At 69.6% G+C, this 16033-nt stretch carries 13 protein-coding genes; 10 read left to right on the top strand and 3 right to left on the bottom strand.

Annotated elements, in window-relative coordinates; translation table 11 throughout:
- Window positions 1-317: 317 nt before the first annotated feature.
- Window positions 318-1469, bottom strand: a complete 1152-nt coding sequence (locus WA805_RS22195) for a glycosyltransferase family 4 protein (RefSeq protein ID WP_425243295.1) — start codon at window positions 1467-1469, stop codon at window positions 318-320.
- Window positions 1470-1747: 278 nt separating this feature from the next.
- Between WA805_RS22195 and WA805_RS22200 the strand changes: the two genes are divergently transcribed.
- From WA805_RS22200 to WA805_RS22245, 10 genes are all read left to right on the top strand, one after another.
- Complete coding sequence (locus tag WA805_RS22200) at window positions 1748-2968, top strand: ATP-grasp domain-containing protein (protein ID WP_425243296.1); 1221 nt, start codon at window positions 1748-1750, stop codon at window positions 2966-2968.
- Window positions 2969-3058: 90 nt separating this feature from the next.
- On the top strand, window positions 3059-3625 hold the full coding sequence (locus tag WA805_RS22205; protein ID WP_422279750.1) for a D-glycero-alpha-D-manno-heptose-1,7-bisphosphate 7-phosphatase: 567 nt from the start codon (window positions 3059-3061) through the stop codon (window positions 3623-3625).
- Window positions 3622-4299, top strand: a complete 678-nt coding sequence (locus tag WA805_RS22210; protein ID WP_422279748.1) for an SIS domain-containing protein — start codon at window positions 3622-3624, stop codon at window positions 4297-4299. The genes WA805_RS22205 and WA805_RS22210 overlap by 4 nt, the downstream gene beginning before the upstream one ends.
- Before the next feature lie 2 nt (window positions 4300-4301).
- Window positions 4302-5450: a glycosyltransferase family 4 protein gene (locus WA805_RS22215; protein WP_422289715.1), complete on the top strand. Its 1149-nt coding sequence runs from the start codon at window positions 4302-4304 to the stop codon at window positions 5448-5450.
- On the top strand, window positions 5447-6559 hold the full coding sequence (locus WA805_RS22220; protein ID WP_422289716.1) for an NAD-dependent epimerase/dehydratase family protein: 1113 nt from the start codon (window positions 5447-5449) through the stop codon (window positions 6557-6559). The genes WA805_RS22215 and WA805_RS22220 overlap by 4 nt, the downstream gene beginning before the upstream one ends.
- Window positions 6556-7248, top strand: coding sequence for a nucleotidyltransferase family protein (locus tag WA805_RS22225; protein ID WP_422326535.1), 693 nt, complete (start codon window positions 6556-6558; stop codon window positions 7246-7248). Before WA805_RS22220 ends, WA805_RS22225 begins: the two co-directional genes overlap by 4 nt.
- Complete coding sequence (locus WA805_RS22230; protein WP_425243297.1) at window positions 7245-8234, top strand: hypothetical protein; 990 nt, start codon at window positions 7245-7247, stop codon at window positions 8232-8234. Before WA805_RS22225 ends, WA805_RS22230 begins: the two co-directional genes overlap by 4 nt.
- Window positions 8235-8238: 4 nt before the next feature.
- Window positions 8239-9894: a Gfo/Idh/MocA family protein gene (locus WA805_RS22235; RefSeq protein WP_425243298.1), complete on the top strand. Its 1656-nt coding sequence runs from the start codon at window positions 8239-8241 to the stop codon at window positions 9892-9894.
- Between the two features lie 49 nt (window positions 9895-9943).
- Window positions 9944-11137 (top strand): glycosyltransferase family 4 protein, encoded by a 1194-nt coding sequence (locus tag WA805_RS22240; protein WP_424561132.1) that lies wholly within the window; start codon window positions 9944-9946, stop codon window positions 11135-11137.
- Window positions 11134-12369 (top strand): O-antigen ligase family protein, encoded by a 1236-nt coding sequence (locus WA805_RS22245; RefSeq protein ID WP_422326532.1) that lies wholly within the window; start codon window positions 11134-11136, stop codon window positions 12367-12369. The genes WA805_RS22240 and WA805_RS22245 overlap by 4 nt, the downstream gene beginning before the upstream one ends.
- A gap of 356 nt (window positions 12370-12725) precedes the next feature.
- On the opposite strand, the gene WA805_RS22250 is transcribed toward WA805_RS22245, so the two are convergent.
- Together WA805_RS22250 and WA805_RS22255 are read right to left on the bottom strand one after the other, a co-directional pair.
- A complete protein-coding gene (locus WA805_RS22250) occupies window positions 12726-15518 on the bottom strand; it encodes a hypothetical protein (protein WP_425243299.1) in 2793 nt (930 codons plus the stop codon).
- Window positions 15515-16033: hypothetical protein (locus WA805_RS22255; protein ID WP_425243300.1), on the bottom strand; the 519-nt coding region annotated here is incomplete at its 5' end. The genes WA805_RS22255 and WA805_RS22250, both read right to left, overlap by 4 nt.

The raw sequence follows: 16033 nt of genomic DNA on the forward strand, positions 1-16033 counted from the left end.
GGGCGCGGCTGCGCGAGCTGTTCGACCTGCCGGTCACCGGCTTCGCCTACCCGTACGGCCGGATGGACGCGACGGCCAGGCAGGCGGTTCGCGACGCCGGGTACGGCTACGCGTGTTCCGTCGAGACCCCGGTCAGCCTGCTCGGGGACATGACGCTGCCGAGAATCACCTTCTACGACAGGGACGGCGCCGGCCGGATGGCGGCGAAGAAGCTGTTCTTCAGGAGCTACACGGCGGCGCTCGGGATGCGGCGCGGGCTCTCCTACAGCCCGCTCGCGCGGCAGGTGAGGCGGACGCTGACCGCGCCGCCGCACCGGTTATGCCGCGGTGCCTGCCAGCAGGAACGACCTCAGCCGCTCGCCTACCACGTCGATGTCGAAGTCGCGGGCGAACCGTGCCCGCGCGGAACTCGCCGCGGCCGCCAGCGCGGACGGCGAGTCGAGCAGCTCGAGAAGGACGGCTGCGGCGCGGGCCGGGTCATCCAGCGGCCAGAAGCGGGCTTCCGCGCCGTCCTTGCAGAGTTCCGGTATGGGGCCGATGCCCGCCGCGACGACGGGCAGCCCGGCGGCCATCGCCTCGATGATCGCGAGCGAGGAGGTCTCCGCGTACGAGGCGTGCGTGTAGGCCCGGTAGGCAGGAAGCTGCTGCCGCACGTCGGCGCGGAAGCCGAGCAGCCGGACCTGTCCGTCCAGGTCCAGCGAGCTGATCCGGCGCGCGAGGTCCCTGCGGAGCGGGCCGTCGCCGTAGATGTCCAGCGTGACGCGCCGCCCCTTGCGCCTGGCTTCGACCAGGACGTCGAGGAGGAACCTGTGGTTCTTCGCCTCGTCCAGCCTGCCGACGGTGACGAGGTCGGCGAGCTGTTCCCGCTCCCCCTGCACGGAAACCGTGGTCGCGACCGGCGTCACGCCGTTGCCGATCACCTCGGACGGCACGTCCGCCGCCTCGGGCAGCCAGCCCAGCAGCGCGTCCCGCGCCCACCCTGACACGTACACCAGGCCGTCGACGTGCAGGATCACCTCTCGCTCTGCCTGGCGCATCGCCCGGTACAGCGCCCCGTCCCGCTTGATTTCCCTGCCGGGCTCCGCGTGCTCGTCGGCCTGTGAGGCGCGGAAGTGCACCGCCATGATCACGCGCTGCCGCGGGCCGCGCCGCGCCCGCAGCGCCGCCCTGGCTTCGAGCGGCCCCTGCGCGTAGATGACCTGCTCACGGCCGTCGGCGAGCCGCTGGCGCAGCGCGCGGTACAGGAAGACCTCGTGCCAGTGCCGGTACCACACGACGGCGGCCGGCGGACTCACGCGCCTGAGCACCAGTCGCGGCGCGAATACCGGATAGCTCAGCGTCCTGTTCCAGGAGAACGGCGTGACCACGCTCACCCCGGTGCCGTGCCGTTCCAGGTAGCCGCGCAATTGCCCGAAATGCGTGTGGACCCCTGTCTCGCCACCTTCGCGGAAGATCGTCGCGACTATCACGGACGGTGCGGACGCTCCAGAGGACTGGCCTTCGCCGAGGACGGGTTCAGCCCCGCCTCGGCGTGTCACGTCTCTGTGGGTCACGAGCAATTGATCCCCTATCCATCTTCGGTGATACGCCCATCGTGCACACATTGCTGGGAAAACGCTGGGAACGCTCTCAGCCAGGACTTATCTGGCTCTCAGTTTTTGTATCAGGGCGGGATCTTTCCCTCTCCCATTCTGCGATTCTCGCGCGGGCGGGAAACGCCTCTGGCGGCCTGGCAGGGGGAGGCAGGATGGCGGGGATACCGGAGCGCTATGACGCCCTGGTGCTCGATGCCGCGCACAAGCAGAGCCTGGCCAGCGCGCGCAGCCTCGGCCGGGCCGGACTGCGGGTGGCGCTGGGCGAGACCTTCGCCGAGTATCCGTCGTCGCTGCCTGTCCCCGCGTTCCGCTCCAGGTACTGCGCGAAGGCCGTGGTGCTGCCGAGCTACGGCGCCGATGCCGCTGCGTTCGCGGACGCGCTCGCGGACTTCGTCCGTGCCCACCAGGTGCGCGTCGTGCTGCCGACGGGGGACGGGGTGATCGTGGCGCTCGCGCCGCACCGCGCACGGCTGGCCGAGCTGGGCTGCGTCCTGGCGGTAGCGTCGGACGACGCGCTCGCCATCGCCACCGACAAGGACCGCACGCTGGCGGCGGCCCGCGAGCTGGGCATCGCCGGGCCCAAGTCCGTCCTCGTCAACAGCGTCACGGAGCTGGCCGCCGCGTACGCGGAGCTCGAGTTCCCCTTCGTGGTTAAGCCCACGATCCCGTGGACCGGCAAGGCCCACAGCCGTCTGATGCCCGTGGAGGTTGTCAGCGAGGCCGAGGCCGTCGATGCCACCAGGAAGTTCATCGACGCCGGATCTCCCGTGCTCGCCCAGGAGTGGGCCCCGGGCCGCCGCGAGGGTGTCTCGCTCTTCCTCGCCGGCGGCCAGGCGCTGGCGAGCTGCGGACACGTGGCGCACCGCACCAGCCCGCCGCTCGGCGGCGCCTCGGTCTTGCGGGAAAGCATCGAGGCCCCCGCGGACATCCTGGAGCCCGCCGTGGCGCTCGCCAGGGCGATCGGGCTGGAGGGGGTCTGCGAGGTCGAGTTCCGCAGGGACCGGGCAGGCCGCCCGCTGCTGATGGAGATCAACCCCAGGCTGGCCGGGACGATCGAGAACGCCGCTGCGTCGGGCATCGACTTCCCGCTGATGATCTGGAAGTGGGCGACCGGAGAGCCGGTGGAGCAGGTGAAAGGCCACCGGACCGGTGTCAGGACCCGCTGGCTGCACGGCGACCTGCGCTGGCTCATGCAGAACTACCACCTGTCGGGACGCCCGGACACCGTGTCCAAGGCGCGCGGCGGATGGCTCTTCGCCACCGAATTCGCGCGCACCCGCCACTACGACAACGTCGACTGGCACGACCTGTCCCCCGCGATCACCGAGCTGGGAGTCACGGCCAGGACCGTGCTCAGGACGCGGGGGTCATAGCCGGTTCCGCCGCGTGTATCACGGCCCATGGCGGCGCGCTCATATACAAGCGCCGCCAGCAGTCGCGCGCGAGTCGAATGAGGTGGGTGGATGCGTCCGGGGATCCTGCTGGATCGGGACGGCACGATCATCGTGGATCACGGGTACGTCGGGTCAGTCGATCGAGTCGAGTTCATCGACGGAGCGCCCGAGGCGATCGCTAGCTTCAACGCGGCCGGCGTCCCCGTCGCCGTTGTGACCAATCAGTCCGGGGTGGCGCGCGGGCTGTACGGGCTCGACGACGTCGACCAGGTGCACGCGCACATCGCCGCGCACCTGGCCAGCCGCGGCGCGCGCATCGACCTGTTCGCCTACTGCCCGTATCACCCGGACGGGGTGGTGCAGGCGTTCAGCCGCACCAGCGAGGACCGCAAGCCCGGCCCGGGAATGGCCAGGGCCGCGGCGGCCGCCCTCGGCCTCGACCTGAGCCGCTCCTGGGTCGTGGGCGACCGGCCGGAAGACGTCGGCCTCGCGAAATCCATCGGGGCGTCCGCTGCCTACCTGGGTTCCGACGCCAGCCCAGGCCCCAGTGTCTGGCCGTTCCCGAGCCTCGCCGCCGCGGCGCCGTTCATCCTGCGGCAGCTCTCCGCCCGCGCTATGGAACAGGGTGCGGCATGAGCAGCGGCTACGACCCGCAGGAGTCCGGCTCCCTGGCGGCCGCGGCCGCCGCGGTGAAGTTTCCCGACGCGCGGTACGCCGGCGCCGGAGCGTACTTCGCCGAGTACGCCAAGGAGATGGCGCGCGCCAGCGAGACGATCGACCCCGCGGCGATGGAGCGGGCCGGAAGCCTGCTCGTCGATGCCTACGCGCGCGGCGCCCGGATGTTCTCCTGCGGCAACGGCGGTTCCGCCGCCATCGCGAACCACATGCAATGCGACCACCTGAAGGGGATCCGCACCGGCACTGACCTCGCGCCGCAGGTGCTGAGCCTGTCCACGAACGTGGAGGTGCTCACCGCGATCGCCAACGACATCGGCTACCACGAAATCTTCGTGTACCAGCTGCAGTCCCAGGCCAGGCCGGGTGACGTGCTCATCGCCGTGTCGTCTTCCGGCCGCTCGCGGAACATCGTGGACGCGCTGACCTGGGCCCGCGACAACGGTCTCCGCACGATCGCGATCACCGGTTTCGAAGGCGGCGCGGCCAGGACCGTGGCCGACGTGGCCATTCACGTCGACTGCACGAACTACGGCGTGGTCGAGGACCTGCACCAGGCCGTCATGCACGCCCTTGCCCAGTACGTCCGCCATACACGGATGGCCGCGGACACGATTTCGGAGACGGTGTTCTGACTATGCGGGTAGCGATCAACCTCCTGACTGAAGACCCGGCCAACCCGTCGGGCGCCCACTGGTTCTGGACGCGGGTCATCCCCGAGATGGCCAGCAGGCTGGAGACGGGCGAGGATCTGCGCCTCGTCGTGAGCCCGCAATCCAAGAAGATGCACCAGGACTACGGGGACAATGTCTCCTACATCACCTACCCGTGGTCCAACGAGCACAGGAAGCTGCGGACGCTCAGCGAGCACCTGTACTCGCCACTGCGGCTGCCGCTGGGCGGGACCGACATCTTCAGCACGCTGATGGCGCCCGTGCTGAGCCCGTCGTGGTCCAACGTGGTGCACATCAAGACCATGCACGCGTTCACCCAGCCCGAGTCGGTCGCGCCGCTGACCCGCGCCTACCGGCTGTTCAGCTACCCGCGGACCGTGCAGGTGGCCGAGGCGATCATCATCAACTCCCGCAGCCTGCGCGACGAGATCAACAAGCACCTGGACGTCGAGCCTGGCAAGCTCAAGATGATCCCCGAGGCGGTCGACCACGACCTGTTCAAGCCGGGCGACGCGGAAGAGGCGCGGATTCAGGTCAAGGCCTACGGCGTGACCAAGCCCTTCGTGCTCTTCGTCTCGTCGCTGTGGCCGTACAAGAACTGTGACGGGCTGCTGCGCGCCTGGGCGAGCGCCAGGGCGGCGCTTGGCGACAAGCAACTGGTGATCATCGGGGCCGGACGTGACGAGAAGTACACCGACTCGCTGCCCGCGCTCGCCGCGGAACTCGGCATCGCCGAGGACGTGCTGTTCGTCGGCGGCATCCCGCTCGCGGACACCGTGCCGTTCTACCGCGCCGCCGACGTCTTCGTGTACCCGTCGTTCAACGAGACCTTCGGACTGCCCATCCTCGAGGCGATGGCGTGCGGCTGCCCCGTCGTCACGTCCGACGTCACCGCCATGCCGGAGACCGCGGGCGGCGCGGCCATGCTGTCCGATCCGACCGACCCGGCGTCGATCGCCAAGGCCATGATCGAGGCCGCGGGCCCGGCCAGGGAACGGCTGATCGAGGACGGCCTGCGCCGGGCCGGCGAGTTCACGTGGGGCGCGTGCGCCGCCAAGACCCTGGACGTCTACCGCGAGGTCGCTGAGCGCAGGAGGAACCGCAAGAAATGAAGATCCTCGTCACCGGCGGCGCGGGATTCATCGGCTCGCACACGTGCGACCGGCTGCTTGCCCTCGGCCATGAGGTCGTGGTCCTGGACGCGCTCACCCCGCCGGTACACCGCGACGGCGTCCCGACGTACCTGAGCCCTGGCGTCGAGTTCTACAAGGGCGACGTGCGCAACCGCGACCTGCTGGCGAACCTGCTCCGGCGGGTCGACGCCGTGTACCACTTCGCCGCTTACCAGGACTACCTGCCGGACTTCGCGCGCTTCACCGAGGTCAACGTGGTCTCCACGGCCCTGATCTACGAGATCATCGTCGCGGAGCGGCTGGACATGGCGCGGGTGGTCGTGGCCTCGTCGCAGTCGGCGATGGGCGAAGGGCTGTACCTGTGCCCGCGCGATGGCGAGCAGCTCCCCGGGATGCGCCCGGAGAAGACGCTGCTGGCCGGGCAGTGGGAGATCCCGTGCCCGCGGTGCGGCGGCCCGCTCGAGCTGCAGCTGACGCCAGAGCGGATCTCCAACCCGCAGAACGCCTACGGCATGTCCAAGCTCGGCGAGGAGATGGTCGCCGTCAACCTCGGCCGCAGGTACGACATCCCCACGGTCGCCCTGCGGTACAGCATCGTGCAAGGGCCCCGGCAGTCGGTGTACAACGCGTACTCGGGCGCCTGCCGCATCTTCTGCCTGAGCTACCTGCAGGGGATCGCGCCCGTCCTGTACGAGGACGGCGGGGCCATCCGCGACTACGTCAACATCGACGACGTGGTCGACGCCAACGTGCTCGTCCTCAGCGACGAGCGCGCCGCCGGGCGGGTCTTCAACGTCGGCGGCGGCAAGCCCGTCACCACTCGTGAGTTCTCCGACATCGTCATGCGGCAGTACGGTTCCGCCGAGCCGGGAACGGTCACCGGCGAGTACCGCTTCGGCGACACCAGGCACATCTACTCCGACACCAGCGCGCTCAGGGAGCTGGGCTGGGCGCCGCGGCGGGGATGCGCGGAATCGGTGGCGGCGTACGCCGAGTGGCTCAAGGGCATGGACGGGCTTGACGGGGTGCTGGCCGCCGCGAACGCCCAGATGCGCAGCCTCGGGGTCGTCAGGAAGGCCACCGGGTGAAGGCTTTCCTCCTCGCCGCCGGCGTCGGCAGCCGGCTGCGCCCGATCACCGATACCACCCCCAAGTGCATGCTCACGGTCGGCGGCCGGCCGCTGCTCGAGATCTGGCTCGACGCGTTCGCCAAGGCCGGCGTCGACGAGGTGCTGGTGAACCTGCACCACCTGCCAGACGTGGTCCGCGGCTATCTCGCCGCGCGCACCGGGCCGCCCGCCGTACTGACGTCCTATGAACCCCAGCTGCTCGGCAGCGCCGGCACTCTGGCCGCCAACCGCGACTGGGTGGCCGGCGAGGACTTCTTCCTGGCCTGCAACGCCGACAACCTCACCGACTTCGACCTCAGGTCGCTGATCAAGACGCAGCGAGAGCACCAGCCGGTCGCCACGCTTGGCGTCTTCCACTCCGCGACGCCGTCCACCGGCGGGGTGGTGGAAGCCGACGAGACCGGCACGATCACCAGCTTCACCGAGAAGCCTGAGCACCCGGTCTCTGACCTGGTGAACGCGGGGCTCTACGCCTTCAAGCCGAGCCTGCTTGACGAGATCGCCGGCGAACCGCCGCGGGACATCGGCTACCATCTCCTCCCCGCTCTGGTGGCGCGCGCCAAGGTCGTGCTCGTCGACGGCTACTTCCTCGACATCGGCACCCCGGACGCCTACCAACGGGCTTGTGAGGAGTGGCCGGCGCGATGATCATCACCCAGACCCCCCTGCGCATCGGGCTGCTCGGCGGCGGGACGGACCTGCCGAGCTACTACCTGGAGCACGGCGGCCGTGTCCTCAACTGCGCGATCGACAAGTACATCTACGTGATCGTGAAGCAGCGCTTCGACGACGAGATCTACGTCAACTACTCGAAGAAGGAGATCGTCTCCCGGGTAGCGGACATCGAGCACGAGCTTGTCCGCGAGGCCATGCTGATGACCGGCGTCACCGGCGGCGTGGAGATCACCACGCTGGCTGACATCCCGTCCTCCGGATCCGGTCTCGGGTCCTCGTCGGCGGTGACCGTCGGGCTGCTGCACGCCCTGTACGCCTACACCGGACGGCAGATGTCGGCCGAGGAGCTCGCCGAAGGCGCCTGCAGGATCGAGATCGAGCGCTGCGGGAAGCCCATCGGCAAGCAAGACCAGTACATCGCGGCGCTCGGCGGCATCCGTGACCTGCGCTTCGGCCCGGGCGAGGACGTGAGCCACGAGGAACTCGGGCTCAGCGCCAGCGAGCGGGTCGCCCTGCAGCAGCAGATGATGCTGTTCTACACGGGCATCACCCGCCGGGCGGACAACATCCTCGCCGAGCAGAACGCGAACGTGCCGGCCACCCTGCCGCAGCTCGACCTGCTCCGCGACCTGGCCGGGTTCGCGGTCAAGCGGCTGCGCAGCGGCGACGTGGACGCTATCGGGCCGGCGCTGCGGGAGAGCTGGGAAGCCAAGCGGAAGCTGGCCTCCGGCGTGTCGAACTCGCAGGTGGACGGCGCGGTCACCCGGGCGCTCGAGGCAGGCGCCTCTGGCGTGAAGCTGACCGGGGCGGGCGGCGGCGGTTTCCTCGTCGTGCTGTGTCCCATGGAGCGGCAGCGCGCCGTCCGCGAAAGCCTGGCCGACATGCGGGAACTGCCGATCAGGCTCGAGCGGTTCGGCTCACGCGTCATGCTCAACGTCGCCCGCGACATCTGGAGTTGACGACATGAAGCTGCTGTGGCGTGGCGAGTGGATCGAGACCCCCGGCTACGAGGTACCCGCCGACGGCGTCCTGGTCGGCGTCACCGCCACCGTCCCGCTCTTCACGCTGAAGAACGCCTCCGGTCGCCAGCAGCGCCGCCCCGGGCGCAAGGTCGCGGTCTTCCTGTACACGGACGGCCCGCGGATCACCTTGCGCAAAGCGCGGACCAAGCGCGAGGAACCGCGGTTCACCGGTGACTTCCGGGTGACCCTGGTGCTCGGCGACGCCCTCGATTCCGGACGACGGGTGGTGGCCCTGGCGAGCCGCGTCCCGTCCTGCGCGCACCAGTTTGTCGTGCACCGCGAGCTGGTCCTCGACGTCCCCGCGTCGTTCTCCGAGGACGACCTGCGGGCCGCCGCCGCCCGGCTGATCGCCGAGACCGAGACGCTGACAAGGCTTTGCCGCCAGGGTTACCTGTACTCCGCGACCCGGCCGCCCGCCGAGCTCGTCGAGCTGCTTACGGATGCGGTGACCGCGACCGGGACTCCGGCGCAGGGCGCGGCACCCGACGTGCTGCGGCCTCCCGCGCTCCTCGCGCCTCCCGCCGTCAACGGCCAGGCCGCGGACACGGTGCTGCCGCTGACGCCGTTGCCGCCCGTGGTGGCTAGCCTGCCGGTCGCCGTGCTCGGCGGCGGCGACTACACCCGCTCGGAGATCATCCCCGCGCTGCGCCGCGGCCACTTCCAGCTGTACGCCGTGGCGAACAGGGAACCGCAGATCGCCGCCATTGTCGGCAGGGACTACGGCTTCGCGCTGGCCACCACGGATTCCGAGCGGGCCATCGCCGAGCTGCCCGCGCCCGGCCTTGTCGTGGTCGCGACCGCGCACGACTCGCACACGCAGCTGGCCTGCGCGGCGGTCAAGGCAGGGCACCGCGTCTTCCTCGAGAAGCCGCCCACGGTGACGCCGGACGACGTGCAGCAGCTCGCCGCGACGATGCGCGCCAACCCGGGGGCGATCGAGATCGGATTCAACAGGCGGTACCACCCCCTGGTGGGCCGGGCGCGCGCCAGGCTCGCGCGGGAATCCGGACCGACGTCCATCTCGTGCGTGGTCAAGGAGCTGACCTTCCAGCCCGACCACTGGTACTTCTGGCCGAATCAGGGCACCAGGATCACCGGCAACCTGTGCCACTGGATCGACCTCGCGGTCTTCCTGATCGACGGCAGCCCGATGCCCGTTTCAACTACCCTGTCACCACGCCTGCCGGGCACAGAACCGGGCAGCGACGAGGAGCGGGTCCTCACGGTCACCTTCGAAGACGGCTCGCTGCTCACCGTTCTCGGCACCACCCGCGGCGATGACATCCGCGGCGTCCAGGAGCAAATGGACATCCGCCGGGGACAAACCACCATCACCATCGACGACCTCTGGAAGTACCGCGTCAGGTCCGACGGGATCGAACGCTACGGGCGCACCCTGTTCAGGGACAAGGCGCACACCGCCATGTACCGCGAGGGCCTGGGCCGGATCAAGGCGGGCCAGCCCGCGGTCTACCCGGTCCGCGACATGGTGGTGGTGTCGGCCATCCAGATCGCGGCGAGCGACCTCGCCAGAAGCGACGAACGCGCCGCGGCCATCCCTGACTGGATCAGCCTCGCCGCCGAGGAAACCGCATGAGTGCCAGCCAGCCGCACTACGGACTGCAAGCGACAAGGATGGTATCGCCGTGAAGGTTCTGGTCTCCGCGTTTCAGTGCGCCCCTGGCTACGGCGGCGAAATCGGCAATGGCTGGATGTGGTCCACGTCGCTGGCGGATCACGGGCACGAAGTGACGGTCCTGACGCACCCGGAGTTCAAGGACCGGGTGCTTGCGGGCGGCCGGCCCGACATTGACTTCCACTTCATCGAGGCCTACGAAATCCCCTTCAAGCTCCCCGGCGGCATCGAGGGCTACGACGAGTACCGCCGCTGGCAGAACAAGGCGTACGAGTTCGCCGTCGGCCTGCGCCGGACCTGGGACGTGACGCACCACACCGGCTGGGGATCGCTGCACCTGGGCAGCAGGCTCTGGCGGCTGCCGCAGCCGCTGGTGTACGGGCCGATCGGCGGCGGCCAGACCGCCCCGTCCAACTACCGGAGCTACTTCGGCCGCGAATGGCCGGTCGAGAAGGCGCGCAGCGTCGCCACCGGCTCGCTGCTCAAGCTGAACGGCTGGACCAAGGAGACGCTGAGGAACTCGTCCGTCGTCCTGGTGACGAACTCGGCGACGGAGGCCGCCTGCCGGGCTCTCGGCGCCAGGGACATCAGGTACTTCCTGGCCGACGGGCTGTCGCAGGAGTACATCGGCGCCGCGCGCCAGCGGCCGGCCGGGGTGCCTGTCATCCTCTGGGTGGGCAGGATGCTGGCCCGCAAGGCGCCTGAGCTTGCCGTGCAGGCCTTCGCCGAACTGCGCAAGACGACGCAGGCGCGCCTGGTCATGGCCGGGGACGGGCCGTTCCTGCCGCGAGTCGCGGCCACGGTGAAACGGCTCGGGCTCGACCGTGACGTTGAGCTGCTCGGCCGGATTCCGTGGCCCAAGCTCGCCGAGTTTTACGACACCTCCTCGCTGTTTCTCTTCTGCTCGCTGCGGGACTCCTCGAGCGCCCAGTTTCTCGAGGCGCTCGGCAAGGGCCTGCCCGCCGTCACGCTCGACCTGCACGGCATCGGCGATGTCAAGGTGGGCCTGGCCGCCGAGAAGGTCCCGCTGCCGCAGCGGCCGGAAGAATTGCCAGCAGACCTGGCGGCCGCCATGCGAACCGTGCTGACCGCGGACGACTGGGCGGCACGCAGTGCGGCCGCCATCGAGTTCGCATCGGAGAACACCTTCCCCACCAAGGCAGCGGCGGTGACGCAGATCTACCAGGAGGTCGCCGCCCGATGACCGCCCTGCCTTTCGTCGGAGTCCGCCCCCGCGCGACCCGGGCGCTCAGGCGGCTGCCCGCCGCGGAGGCGAGCGAACGCAGGCTGAAGCGCAATGTAGGGCTGATCTGGGGCCTGCTCGTCCTCAACGTGCTGTCCTTCTCCACCGGCGTGTCGGTGATACCGATCCCCGGGTCGGCCGGAAAGGTCATCACGCAGGGCGCCCTGTCGCTGGCGGTGCTGCTGGCGCTGATGCAGAACCCGCGCGGCAAGTTCCGCCCGAACGTCTTTCTCCTGCTGCTGACCCTGCTCGCCCTTGAGACCGTGGTGACCGTGCTGACCGTGGGGCCCGTGAAGGGCACCTATTACCGCACGTTCCGGATGCTCGAGTTCGTCGCCGTGCTGTGGCTGCTGTCGCCCTACTGGAACCGGGCCGACATGCTCTTGGTGCGCTGCCATATGAAGGCCATGCTGTGGGTGGTCATCACCGTGGTGCTCGGGATCATGGTCGATCCCAACCGCGCGCTGAACGGCGGCCGGCTCCAGGACATCATCTGGCCCATCGCCTCGACTCAGGTCGCGCACTACGCGGCCGTGTCCATCGGGATCGCCGCCATCATGTGGTTCTGCGGCCAGCTGCGCGGCAAGGTCGCGCTCTGGTACGTGGTCGTCGCCACCGGCGTGCTTCTCCTCACGCACACGAGGACCGCTCTCGTGGCGATGCTCGTGGCGCTCTTGTTCGGCGGGCTGAGCCTGATCGCCACACCCCGGGTCCGACGGCTCTTCGGGGTGGTCGGAGGCGCCACGGTGGTGGCGTTCGCCGCCTTCTCCTCCGCGATCACGTCGTGGATGGCCAGGGGCGAAGGGACCACCCAGCTGACCAACCTGACCGGCCGGACGAACTTCTGGGGGCCGCTGCTCGCGTTCCCGCGCACCACATTCCAGGAGATCTTCGGCTTCGGCCTGTCCAACGGCTCGTTCGACGGCCTCCCCGTCGACAGCAACTGGATACTCTCCTACCAGGACCAGGGCCTGTTCGGCGTGGTCATGTGCGCGGTGATCCTGCTCTACGTGCTGGTCCTCGCCTGCCTCCAGTCCCGCGGCATGCGGCGGGCGCTGGCCCTGTTCCTCGTCATCTACTGCATCGTGGCGTCCTTCACCGAGGACGGCATCACGAATCCCTCGACGTACATGCTCGACGTCACGGTGGCGGCCTCCCTCCTGCTCCCAGCCGCCACCCGCCGCCAGGCCTGATCGCCCTGCGCACCCGTACTCAATCACCGGTATCACCGGTCGCGTGCCGTCATTACCCTGCCCGCGCTCAGTCACCCACCGCGGGCGCCACCACTGGTAACACCAGCCTCTTGTGTTCACCTTGCAGCCGAGGTGACCACTATCAGGGTTGAGTGACCGGTCACAAGTGGTCATATCGTACGCAAAGTGAACCTAGGTATCCGGGTAGGCGACACACATAAGACTTCTGAGGCCGACGGGACAGCGGAGAATGGCTCCGCGGGCAGCCGCCGCGCCGGCGCTCGGCAATTTCATGATCACGAAGAAAAAGATTCCTATGCGCATACTTTTCTTACGTGATCATGGACTTGCGCCGGTCACACGGTGGCGTAGCCGAGGCTTTCGTCCTTTCCGTCGGCGCCTAGCAGGACGGCTGAGGTCAGGTCGGCGCCCGCGAAGCGGATCATCTCGCCTACGGCCTGAACCCTCGTGACCGACGACTCTCCCGCGGTGACCACGGCCACCGCTTCGTCTGCCCACGTCTTGAGGTGGGCCGCGCCTGTGGCGGGGTTCACCGCCGCGAGCGTGATGAAGAGGTCGGCGGCCGCCTGGACGTTCTGAATGCCGTTCATCGGGGTGCCGAGCAGCGGCGCGTGCAGCGGGCCGACGGGAGCGAGGTCGCCGCGGTCGGGGGTCACGAGCACCATGCGAGTCCCTGCCACGTCTACGCCGCGGATGCCGGGTTCCTTCGTGCCGAAGGACTGGCCGAGCGCGCCGCCGGCCAGGTCAGCCACGACCACGCGCTTGCCCTCTTTGGCGGTCGCGACCGCCAGCTCCCTGATCGCCTCGCTGATGAACTTCTTGCCGTCCACGGCGACCACCACGAGGCTGCCCGCGCTCTCGGAACCGGTCGGCACGGCGGCGCCCAGGTGCGCGGCGACCCGCTTCAGGTCGGCCTCACGGTTCGCCTTGCGCGAGCGCTTGCCGCCTGATGCCACGCTGACCCGGACCGGGGCGCCGAGGGCCGCCGCGACGTCGTCACGGCGGCGCAGCCGGTCGGAGAGGATGGCGCCGATGGCGACGATCAGCAGCCCGATCACCAGTCCGCCGAAGATGGCGCCGCCGCCGTACTCGATCGCGAACTTCTTCTTGCTGACCCCCTCGGCCGGGATGCCGGTGTCGAGGACGCTGCTGCCGGCGATGAGCTGGGCCGTGGTCGACCGCTGGGTGGCGTTGGCACTCGCCACGTTCGCCTGCAGCGACGCCAGCAGGGTCTGCGCGGTGGTCAGGTCGTTTTGCAGCCTCACGAGCCTGCTGTCCCCTGTCGTCACGCCCTCGTTCTTCAGCTTCTTGATCTGGCTGTTGAGCTGGCTGACCTGCTGCTGAGTCTGGGTCACCTGCTGGTCTTGCGCGGCGGTGTTGGCGGACTCCTTTTCCAGCTCAGTCTGGGCGCGGTACTGGAGGAAGGTCGCCGCCACGGTGTTGGTCTCGTTGTACGCCGCGTTCGGGGTCGCCGCCGTGGTCGTGAACGTCAGCAGATTGGCGGCGGTGGTGCTGACGGTGACCGTGTAGGTCTTCAGGAAGGCCGGGACCGTTTCGTGCAGGCCCAGCTTCTGCATGGCGAGCTGGGCCATCGTCGAGTCCTCGGCCAGGATGGCATCGGTCTGTAGGGCGGTGGCCGCGTCCAGGTTGGGGTTCAGGGCCAGCTGGACCGTCGTGGTGTTGGTATAGGTCGCCTTGTGGGTTGCGTACAGGGCGCCGGCGACGAGGACCCCGAGTGCGGTCGTCAGCACCCAGACCTTTTTCTTGCGCCTGATCGCGGCGCCAATGTAACCGAGGCTGACGATGCCCGCCTGGTCATCGACCGGTGGCGTGTTATCGACGACCGGGTAGCCGTCGTAGCCCCACAGGTCGGGCAGCCGCGATTCGGCCCCTACGGGGCGCTCAGGCGACCGCAGCACCGACAGTTCGCCGGTCGTCCGCACCGGGTGCTGGGCAGGGCGCTTGCCCGGGACCTCGATAGTCACCGCTGGCTCCTGGGTCTCGGCATTGGCCGGTTCCGCCGCTGTCCCCGTCCCGTTCTGTGACGGCGCGGCCGGAATCGCCGACCCCTCAGGGCGGGAGATCCTGCGCTCCTTGGGGCCGGAGTACCGCGACTCCCCGACGGGCGAGAACCGCGCCCCGTTGGGGGCAGAGTGCGGGGTCTCCTTAGGACCGGAATAGCGGCTCTCCCCGGAGAACGAGCGCCGCGGCTCCCCGGGCGCCGGATACCGCGACTCCGCTGGAGCAGCGTACGGCGTCTCCGCTGGAGCAGAGTGCGGCGTCTCCTGCGGGCCGGAGTAGCGCGGCTCCGCAGCGAAAGAGCGCCGCGGTTCCCCGTCCCCGGGCGCCGAAAACCGCGGGTCATCGAGAGGGGTGTACTTGGTCTCCTTAGGACCGGAATACCGGCTCTCCCCGGAGAACGAGCGCCGCGGCTCCCCTGGCGCCGGATACCGCGACTCCGCTGGGGCGGAGAACGAGGGCTCCTGCGGGCTGGGGTACCGCGACTCCCCACGAGCGGAGTAACGCGGCTCCTCGACGGGCTTGGGTTGCTCGCCGTCGCCTTCGGACGCGGGGAAGTACGCGGGCCTGGTGAAGAAGGAGGCCTCTCCCTCGGGGGCCGGCGGCTCAGGGGCGGGCTCCGGCCCGGCGGAGGACTCAGGCTCGGCGGATAGGTCCGGCCTGCCGAAGAACGCGGGCTTGGTGAAGACGTCGGAATACTCGGGCCAGCTGCGTGATTCGGGCTCGGCGGGCGACTCAGCCGCGGGGGACTCCTCCGGCTCGGCGTACACGTCCGGTTCTGCCGAAGCCCCCGGATCAACAGAGAAACCCTCCGGCTCGAAGGAGGCACTGGGTTCGAAGGAGGCACTGGGCTCGAAGCTGTCGAAGGCGCCGAAGACATCCGCCGGCACGACGGCGGACTCAGGCTCCGGGTCCGGCTCTGGCTCCGGCTCGGACTCGGTGGAGAACGCCGATTCCGTGGGCTCTTCTGACGTGGCCGAGAAGTCGCTCGATTTAGGCGTGAAGCTGGGCAGCACCGACGGGAGCCCGACCTGCGGGCTCAGGAACCGGACCGACCCGGCGGCGAAGCTGCCCGAGTCCTCGAAGTCCGCGTCGTCCTGGTCGTTCACCGTCGCTCCTCCCTCATCGTGGCTACGGCGCCGTTGCCTCGTGGTGCCCGCGTCGTGCCATTCATGCGCGTCGGCAGCACGCGCGGTTGCCTGCCCATAGCCGGGGCGAAGCCGGTCGTCGCGTCGTCAGGCTCCGGATTCGCGACCATGATCCCCACGACGTTCCCGCCCGCGTCGGCGGCCGAGGCGGCGATGCGGGCGAGCTGGTCGGGCGTCGCCACGCGCGGCGAGACCGCGAGCACGGTGGCATGCGCGCGTACCGCTTCTGAGACCTGGGGCGCCGCGTCGTCGACGGTGGTCACGATCACGGTCAGCGCCGCACCGGGCAGCCCGCCCTGGAGATCGGCGTCGGAGGCGGCGATGACCCGCAGGGTGTTCGCCTGGGCTGCCGACGCTGGCGACCAGGCGGCGGCCGCCGCGCGCAGCGTGGTGTTCGCTTCTCCTGGCGCCTGCGCGCACACGATCAGCACCGTCGGGATGCCGAGCGACGACGCGAAGACCGCGAGCTGGGGACC

It is taken from the genome of Trebonia sp., from assembly GCF_049794275.1.
Taxonomy (GTDB): Bacteria; Actinomycetota; Actinomycetes; order Streptosporangiales; family Streptosporangiaceae; genus Trebonia.

Coding starts and splice junctions, on each gene's coding strand:
- WA805_RS22200 (WP_425243296.1), top strand. CDS start 1,748: ATGGCGGGGATACCGGAGCGCTATGACGCCCTGGTGCTCGATGCCGCG.
- WA805_RS22205 (WP_422279750.1), top strand. CDS start 3,059: ATGCGTCCGGGGATCCTGCTGGATCGGGACGGCACGATCATCGTGGAT.
- WA805_RS22210 (WP_422279748.1), top strand. CDS start 3,622: ATGAGCAGCGGCTACGACCCGCAGGAGTCCGGCTCCCTGGCGGCCGCG.
- WA805_RS22215 (WP_422289715.1), top strand. CDS start 4,302: ATGCGGGTAGCGATCAACCTCCTGACTGAAGACCCGGCCAACCCGTCG.
- WA805_RS22220 (WP_422289716.1), top strand. CDS start 5,447: ATGAAGATCCTCGTCACCGGCGGCGCGGGATTCATCGGCTCGCACACG.
- WA805_RS22230 (WP_425243297.1), top strand. CDS start 7,245: ATGATCATCACCCAGACCCCCCTGCGCATCGGGCTGCTCGGCGGCGGG.
- WA805_RS22235 (WP_425243298.1), top strand. CDS start 8,239: ATGAAGCTGCTGTGGCGTGGCGAGTGGATCGAGACCCCCGGCTACGAG.
- WA805_RS22245 (WP_422326532.1), top strand. CDS start 11,134: ATGACCGCCCTGCCTTTCGTCGGAGTCCGCCCCCGCGCGACCCGGGCG.